The sequence below is a fragment of the Colwellia sp. PAMC 21821 genome, from assembly GCF_002077175.1.
Taxonomy (GTDB): Bacteria; Pseudomonadota; Gammaproteobacteria; order Enterobacterales; family Alteromonadaceae; genus Cognaticolwellia.
On the sequence record NZ_CP014943.1, the window covers coordinates 570667 to 587515 of the forward strand.

Consider the following 16849-nt stretch of genomic DNA (forward strand, 5'->3'; position numbering starts at 1 on the left):
TTATAAACTAAACCTCTTACATATACTATTTAGGAATAAAAATTAACTTATATATTCCAGTTTAGTTAACTATACTCAGTGACTGATAATTACTTACTCCAAAAGAGCCTTGCCAATGAAAACTGCGACGCCGTTAAAACCTCTCGATTTACAGAGCATGATGATTGCAGCCTATGTATGGTTACGGATCACGTTGAGCTACTTTGTTGTTGGTGCTGTTATCACAACCCTAATATCTGCTTATATACAAGCGACTAACTTACCCGTTATTAGCCTAATTATGACCATTTTTCTTTGTCTTGGCGTTTACAAAGCGGAGGCTACACGCCGGTTTACCGGTCTGAACAACTATTTCATTCAGTTATCTAATCAAAAACATCAAGATTACTAAGTCAGTATCCTCCCTGTATTTAGTCCAGTTGTTTCATGGTGTTATTTCTACATAAGCTTGCCTTATGCCTAACTTTATCGATAAGCTAGAAAGAAATAATGTAAGAGCAACAAGTATTATGAAAGCCCATGATTCATCGCCTTTAAGCGATTATATTGAATATCCAAGCGACGAAATGTTACAGCGTTCTGCTGATTTTTATGAAAATATTAAACGCCGCCATAGTGTCCGCAGTTTTAGTAACCGCCCGGTTGCAAAGCGCATTATTGAAAACTGTATAAAAGCCGCTGGAACCGCGCCAAGCGGAGCTAATCATCAACCTTGGCATTTTGTCGCCATCAGTAGTCACGAAGTAAAAAAACAAATTCGCCAGCAAGCAGAAATTCACGAAAGTAACTTTTATCAAGGTCGCGGTAGTGATGAATGGCTAGATGCGTTAAAACCTTTAGGTACAGATGCTAATAAACCTTACTTAGAGCACGCGCCATGGTTAATTGCTGTTTTTAGTGAGAAAAAGGGTGGCATTGCTGTCGAAGATAAAAACACCAATTACTACGTACATGAGTCGGTGGGTATCGCTACCGGCTTTTTAATTAATGCGTTGCATTCAAGCGGCCTAGTAACGTTAACCCATACACCAAAGCCTATGTCTTTTTTAACAAAAGTATGTGACCGTGATGAAAATAGTCGCCCTTATATGCTGATCATTGCCGGTTATCCGAGTGAAGACGCGACAGTGCCACATCACGCCATGAGCAAGAAAAAGCTTGAGGATATTGCGACATTTTTGTAAAGCAGATAATGAGCATTAAGCTACGTTGCAGCACTACGTGTCAAACGTAGCTTTTTAGCTTTTTATCTTTTTATCTTTTTATCTTTTTATAATACAAAGTCTAAAGCGATATTTGTGCAACCTTTTGCACAAAATAAACCTGTGGTTTTTTTATCTTCTGGCAAAGTAACTCTAATAGGTGTTCCGCACTGCTTACAAGCAATGTCTCGGCCCGCCAGCACTTTTTTTATTAACGCTTTTTGATCATTAAATGACTTAGCGCTAACATTTTTAAGACGGTCAAACTGTTGAACATCCATAGTATTCCTCTATTTTTCTATTACTTTGTATTACTGTTATCAACACAGTACCAACCGTCATATTTACCTGAAAATGGTGAGGCACTTGAGGTTAATAACTCTTGATAAGCGGCTATATTTTCATAGCTTGCTGACATAAATGGATAGGCTGTAATTTCCCAAGGAAAAGCGTCATCGCCTTGATAAGGGCAAAATGAAAGTTTTTGATTATTTTCTAATAACAATTGACCAAACTTTAATGCCTGCTCCTGATCAGAAAAAATAACCGAAAATTCAAATTCTCTCTCTAGCGTTAAATCATCGCCCGCTGCTAACATTTCCCATAATGCGTTACCGACATTGTCGAGTGGAAACAATTCTTCATTACGTTGCATTTTTTATATTCCTCAGTTTTATTAACGCACATTTTATCGTTGTCTTAAGTTAAAAACTACGCTCAATTTAACTTAATTAAGCTTAATTAAACCAATACTAAAATTTTATCTGTTATTTTATCTCACTAATATTACGCGTTGCCTTCAGATACGCCAATTTAGGCAATAAATTTGTTAAACTACCTGATATAAGTTTATTAAGTAGATTTGTTTTGAAAAAATTTGAATGTCATATCAATATTGATCGCACAATAAGTATAGTGGAAGCGCTACAAATTCAATGTGACTTAACGGTCGGTGAAATAAAAAAAGCGATAGATAAAGGTGCCTTATGGCATAGCAGAGGCAAAACAACGCAACGCTGCCGTCGGCTGAAAAAAAAGTTACATTTAGACGATAAACTGCATTTTTATTACGACGCAACGGTATTGTCGCAAATACCGACACCTGCAACATTGATAGCAGATTTAACTGATTATAGTGTTTGGTATAAGCCTTATGGCATGTTGTCTCAAGGCTCTAAATGGAGTGATCACTGTACGATCACGCGCTGGGCACAAAAAAACTTACTGCCTGAACGTGCGGTTTTTCCGGTTCATCGTCTTGATCGCGCTGCCACAGGTTTAATTTTAGTCGCCCATAGTAAAAACGCAGCGCGGGCGTTAAGTTTAATGTTTGAGCAACACCAAATAGAAAAAACCTATCACATTATTGTCCACGGCGATCATCAACAGCGACCGCAACCTGAAATAATTGACTCGGCGATTGATGAAAAGGCTGCTCGTAGCCACTTCCTAAACCTTGAATATAATCAAGAAAAGCATTTATCTTTAGTACAAGTAAACATTGAAACGGGTCGCAAACATCAAATACGTATTCACGCAGCTAGCATCGGCTTACCCGTAGTGGGTGACAGGCTGCATGGAAGCGAAGCTGCGCTAAATAAAATCAATGCAACCAATGAGCAAGTCGATCTGCAGCTATGCGCCGTACAGCTAAAGTTTATCTGCCCAATAACACATGCAGAGCAAATATTTTCTCTACCCGAAGCGTTACGACCGCAGTTAGAAAAACTAAGCGAGTAGTGCGATCTTTGCTGCCAATTTGATTAATAGCCATTTGATTAATTAAGTGTTCTACTTTTTCATGAGGAAAAATGGATCATGACAAGGCATAAACTTAGTCAGTAGTTATTCATTTTAGTCATTAAAAATGAGCAGCTAATTAAGTAACTTTGTATAACTAGTTTGCTAATGTAAAAAACCCTAGAAAGTAAAACAGCGAGCATAAGCTCACTGTTTTTTTATTTTCAGGTCATAAAGTTAACGAAAGCTAGCTAACTAAATTAACTAAATTAACTAAATTAACTAAATTAACAACAATATTTGAAGTCATCATCAGCCATTAACATCAGTTTATCGCCAACAATCTCATCCTTAGCCAATTCAGCAAGCAGCGCTAAACCTTGTTCACGCTGAATTTTAGTTAATGCTTGGTAAGGCATTCTGAATATAGGAGCAACAGCACCTGTCATCATCAGTGCTGTATTAATGGCAATTGGGTTTGGTTCACAGAAAAGCCATTCCATTAACGGTTGCATACGTTGCTGTAAGCTATCATTAGGTGCATCCATCAACTGTCTCATCAAACTTGGGACAATGTTCGATGTTACAGAAATAACACCGTGAGAACCGTGCTGATGACGCCCTGCTGCACTTTCGTCGTCGTTACCTGACCAACAAGCAATGCCTCGTTCTTCATAATAAGCTATACGGTCATTACCGGTGCACTCTTTCACACCAATAAAGTTTTTATGTTTTGATAGTGGCTCAATTAACTCTGGCGTTAAATCCTGCCCAGTGCGACTTGGCACGTTGTAAATAAAGGCAGGTCCAATATCAAACAACTTCTGAAAATGTGCATTGACACCCGCCGTTGAGCTACGACCGTAATAAGGATTAATTTGCAGTGTCGCATCCATACCCGCGGCAAATCCATACTGCGTTGCTTTAATGGCTTCTCGGGTATTATTGCTACCAGTATTGCCAATAATCAGTAAATCTTTACCATGTTTGTGAACACTATGAGCGATAAGAATTAAATGCTCTTCCCAAGTAAGTAAGTGCCCTTCGCCAGTTGTACCACCAACAACAATACCATCAACACCTGCTTTAATTTGTTCAGCAACGAGTTGATCATAAGTATTAAAATCTATCTCGCCTTTGGCATTATATGGTGTTTTGATTGCCGTCATTAAACTGGCTGCTTTAAATTGCTTCATCCGAACTCTCAAAAAAATGATTAATGGAAACTGGTGATAAGGAGGCGGTTTTCTTAAGCGCCTTTGTTAAATAAGTTTAACTTAGCGCAATATTATCAATAACTCGACGTAGGATAAACACTTCATTGCTCAAGATGTGTTGATATTCAAAAATTAAGCTATTTAATGTCAACACACGATAGGCGTGGTAATTTTCATCATGCTCTAAATCAGCCGCATAATGTTCATCGTTGATGAATTCACTTTTACTAATAGTAAAATGAATATCTCCAACCAACCCCCAATCACCTGACTCAACCGATTGCTCTGAAACAGTGCCATGGTCATCATGTTGTATAAAAGTAAACTCATAGCGGCCATCAGCTGATATTTCTGCAAACTCGGTAAACAAATAGCCTTCGTTGTCTCGTTCGCTGCGATACCATTTACCGAACAATAATGCTCGGTTGTACGATTGTATCTTCTTGGTCATTTTATAAAACGTCTTATTAATTTACGGGTATAAAGCTAAAGGTTTGCTGGGGTTTCAACAATTCCGTATTTATTTTTCATGTCAGCTATTTGCTGGCTGTATTCATTTAAGAACAGATCAAACTCTTGAATAATTTCAGGATGTAAAATAGTAGAAAAATGAAAAGCATAACGCTCATGTTTAATATGTTTATTCAGTACAATCGCGTCTTGATCTTTGTTTAATAACTGAAGATTGTAATCAATCACATTTTTTTCAATATTGATCGCATCAATATTACCATACAATAAATGCTTAACTAAGCTATAAGCGGAAGAATTTTCAACTAATTCAATTGTATTATTATCCACTCTGTCGTACCAAAGTGTTGGAAAAAAACCAAAAATAGTGCCCAAACGTTTAATGGCCTCTCGAGGCATGTTTTTATTTTTTTTCAAGACAAAAGTACCGGCAATTAAGTACAAGACTGGTTGACTGAAGGTGAGCTTTAATTTTTTACTTTCACCAGAACGCCAACGTTCGTTATCGGGAAATTTAAAATCTATTGTTTCTTCAACATACCATTTATCAAATCGCTTCACCGGTAGTGCGACAAATTTGAATTTATAACCTTGATGGCGAAAAAAAGTGCTTAACAATTCTTTAGTAAAGCTATTGCGGTCAAATCCCTCGGCAGAAAAATCGTATAAGGGATAATAACTAACATCCTCTACACCAATAACGTACTCTTTAGCCTGTAGGGTGTTAAAGCCAAAAGATGACATAACAATGAAGGAAATCAGTAACGTATTTAATAGCCATAACTTTTCTAATTGCTTCAATTGTACGCCTCACTTACCTTGCATTGAATCTGTTTTAATAATAATAGTTCAAATCACAGCCTGTGTAAAAAACAACCTATGCAAAAACAACCAAAACATAATTAGCTAAATTTTCTGCGCAATCATTAAGTTTTTTCGTTAACATAAACCACAATGGAATTGAACTTTGGAGCCGCATGACTACTCACGTAAACATATTATTGACCGGTAATGAATTGATGAATGGCGATGTTATTGATACTAACTCAGTAATGTTTGCACAGCAGCTCAATGACATTGGCTTAAGTATTAGAAAAAAAGTCACCATTGCTGATGATTTACTCCTTTTACAGGCAGAAATAGTTCAGCTGACTCAAACAGCACAAGTCCTTATTATTAACGGTGGTTTGGGCCCTACGATTGACGACCTTACATCACAAGCATTAGCCCAAGCATGCGGTGTTGAGCTGCACCTCAATCCTGAAGCCCATTTGCATCTACAAAAATGGGCAGAGCGAAGAAAGACCACACTCAATAAACCTAATTTAAAACAAGCCTATTTGCCTGTAGGCTGTGAAATTGTTGCTAATGAAACCGGCAGTGCTGTTGGTTTTAGTATTAAGTTAGGCCAGTGCCTGATTATTTGTACTCCTGGGGTGCCAAGTGAATTAACTCACATGCTAAAAGATGAAATAATTCCTAATTTACAGCAGCTATTCCCGATGCCCACCAAGCATAACCTTGTTCGATTGCAGACTTTTGGTCTTGGTGAATCAACCTTACAGGCATTAGTGAATGACAACCTCCCTGACTGGCCAAGTGAAATAGAAATTGGCTTCCGTGCGGCAATGCCTGTGCTTGAAATAAAGTTAAGCGCTCAATGCGCTAAAGGTAAAACGATATTGCCACAATGGCAGGATAAATTAAGTGGCTTGTTAGGCGACCATATTCTCTCAACGGGCAAGAATAACCATACCACTATTGCCGATTACCTTGTGCCCTTACTGATTAAAAAACAGCAAAAAATCACCCTTGCAGAGTCTTGTACCGGCGGGTTAATTGCAAGCCAAATTACCGCGATACCTGGGGCTTCAGCAGTTTTTGAAGCAGGTTTTGTCACCTATTCCAATGATATGAAAAGTAAAATGATCGATGTACCAGCAGCAACGTTAGTTAATCATGGCGCTGTTAGCGAAGAAACGGTGTTAGCCATGGCTAAAGGTGCTTTAGCAAGGTCTAATGCCGACTATGTCATCGCAGTTTCCGGTATAGCAGGGCCCGATGGCGGCACAAAAGATAAACCTGTTGGCTCAGTTTGGATAGCCTGGGGAAATCAGCAAGCCTTGCATGCTAAGTATTATTGTATTCCTGCCGTTAGACAATATTTCCAGCAAATTGTCGCCGCTCGCAGTTTAGATTTAATCCGACGAAATTTAATAAACAGTCAAGAACGTCCCCACTACGACAAAACAAGTTATAAAAATAACACGCATTAACGATCCTGTTTTATAGACAGGAAAAATGCGCAAATACCAAAGTGTATTTGTTAATAGCTCAGTCGTTTTATACCAATTGGATTGATTAAGTGATCTACTTTTCATAAGGAAAAATGAGCCGCTAATTAATCAACTTGGTATAAGGCAATATGCTCTTAAAATATTTAACAAACTGCATACAGGCAATAATAATTAAATAACTGACATAGTAGTGGATTGTTTTAACGAGTAGAAATAATCGACAAATTAGTGAGATATGTATCGATTTACAAGGTTATACTCAGGTAAACGCTAGGTTTTATATTGCTTAGTAATTTAAATGTTTATATATTTGGAGTATTTAAATATTGCTAATAGTTCGAATGTATTTGAAGCAATAAATTTCAATAGTAGATTTGATAAAAGTTATACCAATTTGATTCATTAAATGATCCACTTTTTTATAAGGAAAAATGGATAATGATAAGGCATAAAATGTAGTCAGTAGTTATGCTACTTATAAACTTTATAACGCCGTCGTTATTCATTTTAACCATTAAAAATGAGCCGCTAATTAATCAACTTGATATTAAGTGTACTTAAAGCGTTAAGATAAAAAGTACCTAATAACTCATTAATAAAAAGGAGAATACTTTGATTGAAAAAAATTTTATAACCAGTGGTCGAAATACTATTATTCATAAAAATAGAAAAATTGATCTACTTGTGGTTAATGGTAATCATCCAGTAGTAATAGTCGGCCATGCTGGTATCGATTTATATGACGGTGTTATGCCAACAAAACGTTCTGAGGCGAAAAAAGCCTACCAAGAGCTTCTTGATGTTAGTACAGCTGAAGTATTTGGCGAAGAAAAAACCTTAATATTTGTTCAAGCATTAGACAATAAAGAATATAAATTAGATTATTCAAAAGTAGGCACAGTAAATTTTATTAAAGTTCATCAACAAAATTACATTTAGAAACGATGATTTTTTTTAAAAATGGAGTTATACGCGTGTGACCCAGGCAAGTTTAGTAAGTAACGATAAAAATAACATCGATCTAGTGCTGTCTCCAATAAAAACTAAGACTCCACTGACGGTAGCAGATATTCATACGCTAGTTGAAAGTTCGGCATACAATAACCTGTATGTGGTAAACGGTAATATTAAAAATGCCATCGCTGAGCTAAAAAGTGTTTTAAAGCCTCTACAAGAAAACCATACCGGTCGTGAAATAAAATACCAAATACTTGAGCGTCGCGATGCGATTTTCGCCATTAATATTGATAATGACAACATGTCAGCTACGGCTGAGATTACCACTGCACTTGGTGGTAAACACCTGAGTCCAAAAGAAATACTTGAAGCAGCTCAGGCAGCTAATGTGTGTAAAGGCTTCAGTAAAGATGCATTGGTAAAGCTTGCCGAGCGAGCATCTAAAGAACCTGCCGGTTCGATAGTAAAAGGTGAAATAGCTCACGGTAAATTACCGATAGACGGTAAAGACGCTTATATTAAGCATTTAGTAGAAAGTGCACAAGATAGAATATTACGGCCAAAAGAACGTGAAGATGGCAGCGTTGATATGCGTGATCTTGGCGATATTATCTGTGTTAAAATAGGCGATCCTCTCGCAAAAAAAATCCCCTATACTTACGGTATTCCCGGCTATACCGTCACGGGTGAAATATTAGAATCTGCACCTGGTAACGATATTGAAATACGGGTTGGTGATGGCACCGTTTTAAGTGAAAAAAACAACAGTATTTTAGTTTCTACCTTAGTTGGACTTCCGCGCATTATCGAAAACGGTATGGAAGTTGACAGTGTTTATTACCTTAAAAATGTTGATGTCAGCACTGGCCATGTTAGATTTGAAGGCAGCGTTATTATAGATGGTGACGTTGGGGAAGGCATGAAAGTATCAGCAACTGGCGATATTTCAATCGGTGGTTTTGTACAATCGGCTACACTAGATGCCGGCAGAGATATAACCATTGGTACGGGTATTATTGGTAAAAAACAAGAAACGGAAGCTCTTGATATAACTAAAGTTAGCATGAGCGTTAATATAAATGCCGGTGGTAAAGTATACGCAAAATACAGTCAATACGCTGATATTACCTGCGACTCATTACGCGTTGAGACGCAAATGATGCACAATATTATTAAAGTTGATAAAACCCTTTGGGTTGGTAATAAAGACAGAGCCAATGGTAAACTTATTGCCGGTTATGTCAGTGCAGGCGAATCAGTTCGTGCCGGTACCATTGGTGCAACAGCAGGCAGTTTCACTATCATTACTTTCACAGATAAAATGAATGACTATATAGAAAGAATTGCAGAAATTGATCTGTCTATCAAAAGTGAATCCACACAATCCTCAGAATTAAGAATTGCCGCAAATAAATTAAAAAGTTTGCCTAAAGAGAAAGCAAAGCCCGAGATGCTAGCAAAAGTAGTCTCTACTTATAAGTATCATACGAATAAAATAGCGGATTTACTTTTTGAAAAAGAGTCGCTTGAAGAAGTATTGCAAGAATATATGAACAATGTCTATGTTGAAGCCAACGAACGTGTCTATCATGGCGTTCAAGTAATCGTTGGTGAGTTTCAAGAGAGATCTCGCCGTGAATATGGTCCAAGTCGCTTTAAATTTAAAGAACGAAAAATTCACATAGACCCGATAGTTTCAACGTAAAAATCTACGCTATAACCCTTATAAAATATGGAGTCTTGCTATGGCATTTATTGCCCGCAGCTTATTAATTACTTGTTTATGTATCAGCGCAGCAAATGCTCAACAATGTGATATTAATTTCAATTATGGCGTGATCATTGACCCTAATCACCTTCGCATTGTTAATAAGGGTCAAACCTATGTGCAAATAAACGGTCAGCATCAACTTTTTGTTAATGGCAGAGAGATCTCCCTTAACAACGAACAAAAAAACCAATTAAGCGAATACACTAAAGGGATTCGCTCTCAAGTGCCTGCTATAGTTTCAATTGCTATTGAAGGGGTTGAGCTTGGACTGAAAGCTGTTAATAAGGTTATTAGCAGCTTAACGGGTGAAAACAGCGCGTCACATCAACAGTTTCAAGACAAGTTTGATGAAATGAAATGGCGACTGCGTTCCCGTTTTAATCATAGTGATGAAAGCTACTATATTGCGCCACAAGACTTTGATGACTTTGATGAAATTTTTGCTGGCGAATTTGAAAAAGAAATAGAAACAATTGTTACTGACTCTGTCGGCACTATTTTAGTAGCGGTTGGTGAAGCCATGACTCATCGAGAAGAACAAAGTACTGAACAACGCGTCGAAACCTTTGACCAGCGCATTGAAACGATGGGAAATGATATAAAACTCGATATTAGCAATCAAGCTAACGCTCTGGAAAATAAAGCGGAAATCATTTGTGCAAGCCTCATAAAACTTAATCAGATTGAGAACGAGCTACAGCTGGGCATTCCAGCCTTAGTCGATTTTAACTTAATAGAAACTAATTAACCTATCTAGGGCTTACCTAGGCGCGTTAGATAAACTTACTAAGATATTTACCCCCAATAAATCTTCAAAATAGACATTTAAAACTGTGTTATAGAAAAAAATTAGAGTTAATTATTGGCTAATAATATTAAAATAAACCAGTAATTAACTCTCTAGCATTACAACTCTTTACTTATATCCCAAAGATAATCTTGATGACTGGTACAGATTTCACTAAATTCTTCACTATGTTTATTATTTTTGCCATAAAGCGTATCAAGAATACGTTCTTGCGCTTTTAATAAATCAGAATAATTATCTGCTGTGGCCGTTTGTAATCGACGGTACTTTCCGCCTAGCACATGAGACATCCAACCCCATGATGTTAGTTTACCTTTACCTACTTCGGCATTAAATACGGGCGCGAAATGTTTTTTAAAAATTTCATCGGCTTCTTCTTCACCTGAAAAGCTACATTCCATGTAAACAGATAAACTAGCTTTACCGCGAGTTGCACCGTCTAAAGCAGGCCGACTACCTGTAACATATTGCCAAATATAATCTTCATGGGATTTACAGCCTCGGCCAACGGCATCAATACTATCCCCGAAAACATCTGAGAACTTTTCGTTCATGGAATCTTGAGCAGCAAATAGTGCGTCGATGCTCGGTGCTGAATGATACAAAATTCGGCGCCATTGTCCTCCTGTATGGTGTTTGAGCCAACCCCAGTTAGCGATAGTGCCACTTTTAACACTTGCGTTATAAATAGGAGCATAGTTTTTTAAAATTTGTTCATCTACAGCAGGCTCCTGCTCGGGTTCGCAATTAAAATATGTCGAATAAACAAACATTTCTGGCTTTTCTTCAGCAGCACAAAACACTGAAATTGGAATGAGTAGAACTGCGATTATTTTAGGTATAACTTTAGACAGGTTCATAGTAAATAATCCTTAATTTTTTAGTACACGTTGATAAATAAAAATACCTTTCATTCGTATGACTACAGACTAACCCTAGTACAATTATACGATTTCATTAGACTGATATATTATAAAAAACTAAGCCTGGTATTCGATTCGTCTAAGCTAATTTCTAGCCGCTAAGTACCGTTTACCTAGGGAGTAATTAAAAAAATTAAAATAATAAGGAAGAAATTACCGAAAGGTCACAGACGAGGTCAAATCAACTTAGTGGCTTAACGTAGACTGTAGAAAACATTAATTTCGTAAGATCTGCGATGGCTAAGATGACCATGCCATCGAGAAATTGCATAGTGGGTAGACACTTAATTTTTACAATAAAAAATTTAACCGTTCAACAACGTGCAGATCGACTAAATGTCGTGAAGCCATGGATGGCTAACAACGGAGTAAACATAAAAAAACCTGCAAAAAGCAGGTTTTCTTATGTTTATTACCAACAATATTACATGTTAGGGTAATTCGGGCCACCGGTACCTTCTGGTGTAACCCAAGTAATATTTTGGCTCGGATCTTTTATGTCACAAGTTTTACAGTGCACACAGTTTTGCGAGTTAATAACAAACTTATCACCCTCTGGTGTACTTTCAACTTCATATACACCCGCTGGACAATAAAGTCGCGCAGGCTCCGCATATTTAACTAAGTTAACCCCAATAGGAATGCTACTATCAGCCAATTTCAAGTGGCATGGCTGCTCTTCTTCATGGTTAGTGTTCGATAAAAATACTGATGTCAGTTTATCAAAACTCAATTTATTATCAGGTTTTGGATAATTAATCACCGGTGCATCTGCCGCTAGCTTTAATTGCTCATGATCTAAGCTGTCATCTTTAAAGTTGAACGGTAACTTACCACCAAAAAAGTTTTGGTCTACGGTGTTATAAGCGCCGCCCCAAAAGGTGCCAAACTTGTGCATAGCAGGGCCAAAGTTGCGCGTATTATAGAGCTCTTCATATAACCAAGAGTTTTGAAATTTATCAGTAAAGTTGGTGAGATCTTTGCCACCTTCATCACCTGACACTAAGGCTTCAAAAATAGTTTCAGCCGCCAGCATGCCAGACTTCATCGCGGTATGATTACCTTTAATTTTCGCGAAGTTAATAGTACCGGCATCACAGCCAACTAAAACAGCACCAGGCATGGTCATTTTAGGTAATGAGTTAAAACCACCTTTCGCCATAGCTCTTGCGCCATAAGACACACGCTTACCACCTTCAAGGTATTGGGCAATTTTAGGGTGATGTTTGTAACGTTGGAATTCATCAAACGGACTTAAATGCGGGTTGCTATAACTCAGGTCTACAATTAAGCCGACAAATACTTGGTTATTTTCTGCATGATATAAATAACCGCCACCGTTAGTGTCTTTTTCAAGCGGCCAACCAGCAGAATGAACCACTAAACCTTCTTGATGCTTTTCTGGGGCAATATCCCAAATTTCTTTAAAACCTAAACCATAATGCTGTGGTGATTTATCAGCATTTAAGGAAAATTTAGCGATAAGTTCTTTGCCTAAATGACCACGACAGCCTTCCGCAAACACCGTGTATTTAGCTTTTAGCTCCATACCCGGCATAAATGAATCTTTCGGCTGACCTTCTTTGTCGAGCCCCATATCACCAGTAATAACACCGCCAACACTACCATCTTCATTATAAATAATGTCTTGTGCTGGAAAGCCTGGGAATATTTCAACGCCTAATTGCTCGGCCTGCTCGGCTAACCAACGGCAAACATTACCCATGCTAACAATATAATTGCCTTCGTTATGCATGGTTTTAGGCACACTAAAACTAGGTAATTTAACCGCGCTATCTTCGCCATTAAATAAATAAATATCATCGCCGGTAACCGCGGTGTTTAAAGGAGCGCCTTTTTCTTTCCAATCTGGAAATAGCTCAGTTAATGCGCGTGGTTCAAAAACAGCGCCAGAAAGAATATGAGCACCAACTTCAGAGCCCTTTTCAACTACGCACACCATGAGTTCTTGTTCTTTTTCTTGTGCTAACTTCATGAGTTGACAAGCTGTTGACAGGCCTGCAGGACCGGCACCAACAATTACAACGTCAAATTCCATTGATTCGCGTTCCATAAGATCTCCCATCATTCAATTATTTATGTTTTTATGTTTTTCCTGAATAAATCAAACACTCGTTTGATTTTCAAACACCTGTTTGATAACATCAAACATTATAGATATATTCGTGTTAAATACTATCTTGTATTGCATTTTTTACCGATATTATTTATTTAAAGGCAATTTGACTGAACATACTGACAAAATATGTTGACGAAAACATAGTCTACAAAGACGTTGACGTAAACAAAGTCTACAAGTAATCTTTCAAACAAATATTTTAGCGTTAAACTAAATTCAATTTAGTTTAACCAACTTTACATACAACAAGCATAATCAGAGGCAACGATGAAAGTATTAGTACCCATCAAACGCGTTATTGACTATAACGTAAAAGTACGTGTTAAAGCAGACAATTCCAATGTCGATCTTGCTAATGTAAAAATGGCAATTAACCCGTTTTGTGAAATAGCTGTCGAAGAAGCCGTTCGTTTAAAAGAAGCAGGCACAGCTACAGAAGTAATTGCGGTATCAATTGGTACTAAATCTTGTCAAGAGCAGTTGCGAACAGCACTTGCGCTAGGTGCTGATCGTGCTATTCACATTGATACAGATGAAAACTTAGATTCAATTAACGTTGCTAAGTTATTACAAAAAATTGTTGAAGAAGAGCAACCTCAACTGGTTATTCTTGGTAAACAATCAATAGACAGTGATAACAACCAAACAGGCCAAATGTTAGCCGCTCTTACAGGTATGGCTCAAGGTACATTTGCCTCTGCTGTAACTATTGATGGCGATAAAGTTAACGTTACGCGTGAAGTTGATAGTGGTTTACAAACTATTTCATTGAATTTACCAGCGATTGTCACTACTGACTTACGTTTGAATGAACCTCGCTATGCGTCATTACCTAACATTATGAAAGCAAAGCGTAAGCCATTAGATGTAAAATCTGCTGCTGACTTTGGCATTGACTTAACAGCACGCACTAATTTAATAAAAGTAACACCGCCTGCAGAACGTAAGGCCGGTATTATTGTTGAAAGCATTGATGAATTAGTAGAAAAATTAAAGAATGAAGCGAAGGTGATATCATGAGCATTTTAGTATTTGCAGAGCACGATAATAGCGAATTAAAATCCGACACACTAAAAACAGTTGCCGCTGCACAAGCTATTGGTGGTGACATTCACCTTTTAGTTGCGGGTCATAACTGTCAAGCCGTGGCTGAAGCCGCCAGTAAAGTTAATGGTGTTTCGAAAGTATTAGTGGCTGATAACGCCGCTTATGAACATCAACTAGCTGAAAACGTATCTTTATTAGTTACTGAGCTTGCAGCAGATTACAGCCATATCATTGCTACAGCATTAACAACGGGCAAAAACTTTATGCCTCGCGTTGCTGCGTTATTAGATGTTGCGCAAATTTCTGACATTATTGCTGTAGAAAGTAGCGACACGTTTGTTCGTCCTATTTACGCAGGTAACGCCATTGCAACGGTACAAAGTTTAGATAGCAAGAAAGTTATTACCGTTCGCTCTACAGGTTTTGACGCCGTAGCAACCGATGGTAATGCTGAAATTGTTGCTTTAGACAACGTTACTGATGCCGGTATTTCTAGCCATGTAAGCGATGAGCTTTCTGTTTCAGAACGACCTGACCTCGGCGCTGCAAGCGTGGTTATATCAGGTGGTCGTGGTATGCAAAACGGCGAAAACTTCAAATTACTTGAAGGTATTGCTGATAAATTAGGCGCTGCCATTGGTGCTTCTCGTGCTGCAGTTGATGCTGGCTTTGTACCAAACGATATGCAAGTAGGTCAAACAGGTAAGATAGTTGCTCCTGACTTATACATTGCGGTAGGTATTTCAGGTGCTATTCAACATTTAGCGGGCATGAAAGACTCTAAGGTTATTGTTGCGATTAACAAAGATGCAGAAGCACCAATATTCCAAGTAGCTGATTATGGTTTAGTGGCTGATTTATTTGACGCTTTACCAGAATTAGAAAGCAAGCTTTAAGCTTAGTTCTTCTAAAATCATCTATACCCGCTCAAATGTTTGATTTGCACAAATCTGTAAATTGAAACAGAACGGGTATATAATAAAACCACTCTAGTAGTGGTTTTATTTTATCTAAATTATAGAAATTCTTATGACAAAAACATTTTCCAGTCTCAGCGATTTAGCAAGTGCTTTCGGTAAAAGTATTGACGATACAACTCATCAAGATACTAAGCATGATGAAGCTTTGGTTTATTCAACAACTGACGGTAGAATTACCCAAACTAAAAATGTCGCCGTAACTCCTTCTGATGGCTTTGCAAAAGTACGCAGAGAAACTAAAGGGAGAAAAGGTAAAGGTGTTGTTACCATTACCGGTTTAGGCTTAGATAATAAAGCCTTAAAAGAACTGGCAAAAAAACTGAAGAAAACCTGTGGTACTGGTGGTAGCGTGGTAGGCGAGATTATAGAAGTACAAGGTGATAAACGTGAAGAAATAAAAGCCGTACTTGAAAAAAATGGTTTTAAAGTCAAATTTATTGGTGGCTAAGCCTTTAATTTACAGTAAAAAACAAAAAGTGATGCTATGGACCCAAGTGAATTATCGTTACTGGTTGTTGAGCCTTCTGACTTACAAAGAAAAATCATTATAAAAGAGCTAAAACAACAAGGTATTACCCAAGTTGCCGAAGCAAAAAATATTGCTGAAGCTTATGCTAGTGCAGAAAGGCATCCGCGCGACTTAATTACTAGCGCTATGTACTTTGATGACGGAGACGCCATTGAATTACTCCATAAAATACGTAATAACCCCAGCATTGCCGACACCCCTTTTATGCTTGTTACTAGCGAGCATCGCCGCGAATACCTTGAAGAGTTTAAACAATCAGGGGTTATTGCTCTACTACCAAAGCCCTTTACTTCTAATCACCTAGCGACAGCGATCAGCACTACCATTGATTTATTATCTACTGATGAATTAGAGCTCGAGTATTTTGATGTTCACCAAATACGTGTTTTGCTCGTTGATGACAGCCGCCTTGCAAGAAATCACATTAAACGTGTACTGAACAATTTAGGCTTGTTAAAAATAACTGAAGCAGTTGATGGTAGCGAAGCGATTAACCTATTAAAAGAAAACATGTATGACCTAGTGGTTACTGATTACAATATGCCTGAAACTAATGGTAAAGAACTGACGCGATATATTCGTAATGAAAGCGGACAGTCACATATCCCTATACTTATGGTAACCAGTGAAAGTAATGATACTCATCTAGCGAATATTCTCACTGAAGGCGTAACGGCAATGTGTGACAAGCCATTTGAGCCAGAAAACGTTAAAAAAATTCTTTATAAAATATTGGAAGATTGATCCCCCCTGCCAATAGATATAAC

The 16849-nt window shown here is 37.7% G+C and carries 18 protein-coding genes; 11 read left to right on the forward strand and 7 right to left on the reverse strand.

What is annotated here, in order from left to right; genetic code table 11:
• Positions 1-115 precede the first annotated feature (115 nt).
• Positions 116-391 carry a hypothetical protein gene (locus tag A3Q33_RS02315; RefSeq protein WP_081178501.1) on the forward strand — a complete coding sequence of 92 codons (276 nt, stop codon included), beginning with the start codon at positions 116-118 and terminating at the stop codon, positions 389-391.
• Positions 392-509: 118 nt separating this feature from the next.
• Positions 510-1184 (forward strand): nitroreductase family protein, encoded by a 675-nt coding sequence (locus A3Q33_RS02320; RefSeq protein ID WP_081182214.1) that lies wholly within the window; start codon positions 510-512, stop codon positions 1182-1184.
• A gap of 86 nt (positions 1185-1270) precedes the next feature.
• Here A3Q33_RS02320 and A3Q33_RS02325 read toward each other — a convergent pair whose 3' ends face one another.
• Positions 1271-1483, reverse strand: coding sequence for a hypothetical protein (locus A3Q33_RS02325; RefSeq protein ID WP_081178503.1), 213 nt, complete (start codon positions 1481-1483; stop codon positions 1271-1273).
• Between the two features lie 20 nt (positions 1484-1503).
• Positions 1504-1857, reverse strand: a complete 354-nt coding sequence (locus tag A3Q33_RS02330; RefSeq protein ID WP_081178505.1) for a ribonuclease E inhibitor RraB — start codon at positions 1855-1857, stop codon at positions 1504-1506.
• Between the two features lie 212 nt (positions 1858-2069).
• Here A3Q33_RS02330 and A3Q33_RS02335 point away from each other — a divergent pair, with 212 nt between their 5' ends.
• Complete coding sequence (locus A3Q33_RS02335; RefSeq protein WP_155866680.1) at positions 2070-2942, forward strand: RluA family pseudouridine synthase; 873 nt, start codon at positions 2070-2072, stop codon at positions 2940-2942.
• 287 nt (positions 2943-3229) lie between these two features.
• On the opposite strand, the gene dapA is transcribed toward A3Q33_RS02335, so the two are convergent.
• The 3 genes from dapA to A3Q33_RS02350 form a co-directional block, all read right to left on the reverse strand.
• A complete protein-coding gene (dapA, locus tag A3Q33_RS02340; protein ID WP_502687213.1) occupies positions 3230-4138 on the reverse strand; it encodes a 4-hydroxy-tetrahydrodipicolinate synthase in 909 nt (302 codons plus the stop codon).
• A gap of 76 nt (positions 4139-4214) precedes the next feature.
• Positions 4215-4610 carry a hypothetical protein gene (locus tag A3Q33_RS02345; protein WP_081178511.1) on the reverse strand — a complete coding sequence of 132 codons (396 nt, stop codon included), beginning with the start codon at positions 4608-4610 and terminating at the stop codon, positions 4215-4217.
• Positions 4611-4645: 35 nt separating this feature from the next.
• On the reverse strand, positions 4646-5431 hold the full coding sequence (locus A3Q33_RS02350) for a hypothetical protein (RefSeq protein WP_081178513.1): 786 nt from the start codon (positions 5429-5431) through the stop codon (positions 4646-4648).
• Between the two features lie 176 nt (positions 5432-5607).
• On the opposite strand from A3Q33_RS02350, the gene A3Q33_RS02355 reads away from it, so the two are divergent.
• From A3Q33_RS02355 to A3Q33_RS02370, 4 genes are all read left to right on the forward strand, one after another.
• The gene (locus A3Q33_RS02355; RefSeq protein WP_081178515.1) at positions 5608-6906 is read left to right on the forward strand and encodes a CinA family nicotinamide mononucleotide deamidase-related protein; all 1299 of its coding nucleotides are present in this window, start codon (positions 5608-5610) and stop codon (positions 6904-6906) included.
• A 633-nt stretch (positions 6907-7539) separates the two neighbouring features.
• Positions 7540-7866 (forward strand): hypothetical protein, encoded by a 327-nt coding sequence (locus tag A3Q33_RS02360; RefSeq protein WP_081178516.1) that lies wholly within the window; start codon positions 7540-7542, stop codon positions 7864-7866.
• Positions 7867-7903: 37 nt separating this feature from the next.
• Complete coding sequence (locus A3Q33_RS02365) at positions 7904-9589, forward strand: flagellar assembly protein A (RefSeq protein WP_081178517.1); 1686 nt, start codon at positions 7904-7906, stop codon at positions 9587-9589.
• Between the two features lie 40 nt (positions 9590-9629).
• Complete coding sequence (locus A3Q33_RS02370; RefSeq protein WP_081178518.1) at positions 9630-10403, forward strand: DUF2884 family protein; 774 nt, start codon at positions 9630-9632, stop codon at positions 10401-10403.
• A 158-nt stretch (positions 10404-10561) separates the two neighbouring features.
• Here the strand turns inward: A3Q33_RS02370 and A3Q33_RS02375 are convergent, their stop codons facing one another.
• Both A3Q33_RS02375 and A3Q33_RS02385 read right to left on the reverse strand, forming a co-directional pair.
• Positions 10562-11323 (reverse strand): hypothetical protein, encoded by a 762-nt coding sequence (locus A3Q33_RS02375; protein WP_081178519.1) that lies wholly within the window; start codon positions 11321-11323, stop codon positions 10562-10564.
• A gap of 487 nt (positions 11324-11810) precedes the next feature.
• Complete coding sequence (locus A3Q33_RS02385; protein WP_081178521.1) at positions 11811-13460, reverse strand: electron transfer flavoprotein-ubiquinone oxidoreductase; 1650 nt, start codon at positions 13458-13460, stop codon at positions 11811-11813.
• A 333-nt stretch (positions 13461-13793) separates the two neighbouring features.
• On the opposite strand from A3Q33_RS02385, the gene A3Q33_RS02390 reads away from it, so the two are divergent.
• From A3Q33_RS02390 to A3Q33_RS02405, 4 genes are all read left to right on the forward strand, one after another.
• Positions 13794-14546, forward strand: a complete 753-nt coding sequence (locus A3Q33_RS02390) for an electron transfer flavoprotein subunit beta/FixA family protein (RefSeq protein ID WP_081178522.1) — start codon at positions 13794-13796, stop codon at positions 14544-14546.
• A complete protein-coding gene (locus tag A3Q33_RS02395; RefSeq protein WP_081178523.1) occupies positions 14543-15469 on the forward strand; it encodes an electron transfer flavoprotein subunit alpha/FixB family protein in 927 nt (308 codons plus the stop codon). Before A3Q33_RS02390 ends, A3Q33_RS02395 begins: the two co-directional genes overlap by 4 nt.
• Positions 15470-15602: 133 nt before the next feature.
• On the forward strand, positions 15603-16001 hold the full coding sequence (locus tag A3Q33_RS02400) for an SUI1 family translation initiation factor (RefSeq protein ID WP_081178524.1): 399 nt from the start codon (positions 15603-15605) through the stop codon (positions 15999-16001).
• Positions 16002-16037: 36 nt separating this feature from the next.
• Positions 16038-16826: a response regulator gene (locus tag A3Q33_RS02405; protein WP_081178525.1), complete on the forward strand. Its 789-nt coding sequence runs from the start codon at positions 16038-16040 to the stop codon at positions 16824-16826.
• Positions 16827-16849: the final 23 nt, after the last annotated feature.

Bases quoted from the DNA above. Each gene is read 5' to 3' on its own strand.
- dapA (WP_502687213.1), bottom strand. From the start codon at position 4,138: ATGAAGCAATTTAAAGCAGCCAGTTTAATGACGGCAATCAAAACACCA.
- A3Q33_RS02325 (WP_081178503.1), bottom strand. From the start codon at position 1,483: ATGGATGTTCAACAGTTTGACCGTCTTAAAAATGTTAGCGCTAAGTCA.
- A3Q33_RS02375 (WP_081178519.1), bottom strand. From the start codon at position 11,323: ATGAACCTGTCTAAAGTTATACCTAAAATAATCGCAGTTCTACTCATT.
- A3Q33_RS02355 (WP_081178515.1), top strand. From the start codon at position 5,608: ATGACTACTCACGTAAACATATTATTGACCGGTAATGAATTGATGAAT.
- A3Q33_RS02385 (WP_081178521.1), bottom strand. From the start codon at position 13,460: ATGGAACGCGAATCAATGGAATTTGACGTTGTAATTGTTGGTGCCGGT.
- A3Q33_RS02330 (WP_081178505.1), bottom strand. From the start codon at position 1,857: ATGCAACGTAATGAAGAATTGTTTCCACTCGACAATGTCGGTAACGCA.
- A3Q33_RS02405 (WP_081178525.1), top strand. From the start codon at position 16,038: ATGGACCCAAGTGAATTATCGTTACTGGTTGTTGAGCCTTCTGACTTA.
- A3Q33_RS02390 (WP_081178522.1), top strand. From the start codon at position 13,794: ATGAAAGTATTAGTACCCATCAAACGCGTTATTGACTATAACGTAAAA.
- A3Q33_RS02370 (WP_081178518.1), top strand. From the start codon at position 9,630: ATGGCATTTATTGCCCGCAGCTTATTAATTACTTGTTTATGTATCAGC.
- A3Q33_RS02395 (WP_081178523.1), top strand. From the start codon at position 14,543: ATGAGCATTTTAGTATTTGCAGAGCACGATAATAGCGAATTAAAATCC.
- A3Q33_RS02320 (WP_081182214.1), top strand. From the start codon at position 510: ATGAAAGCCCATGATTCATCGCCTTTAAGCGATTATATTGAATATCCA.
- A3Q33_RS02345 (WP_081178511.1), bottom strand. From the start codon at position 4,610: ATGACCAAGAAGATACAATCGTACAACCGAGCATTATTGTTCGGTAAA.
- A3Q33_RS02400 (WP_081178524.1), top strand. From the start codon at position 15,603: ATGACAAAAACATTTTCCAGTCTCAGCGATTTAGCAAGTGCTTTCGGT.
- A3Q33_RS02315 (WP_081178501.1), top strand. From the start codon at position 116: ATGAAAACTGCGACGCCGTTAAAACCTCTCGATTTACAGAGCATGATG.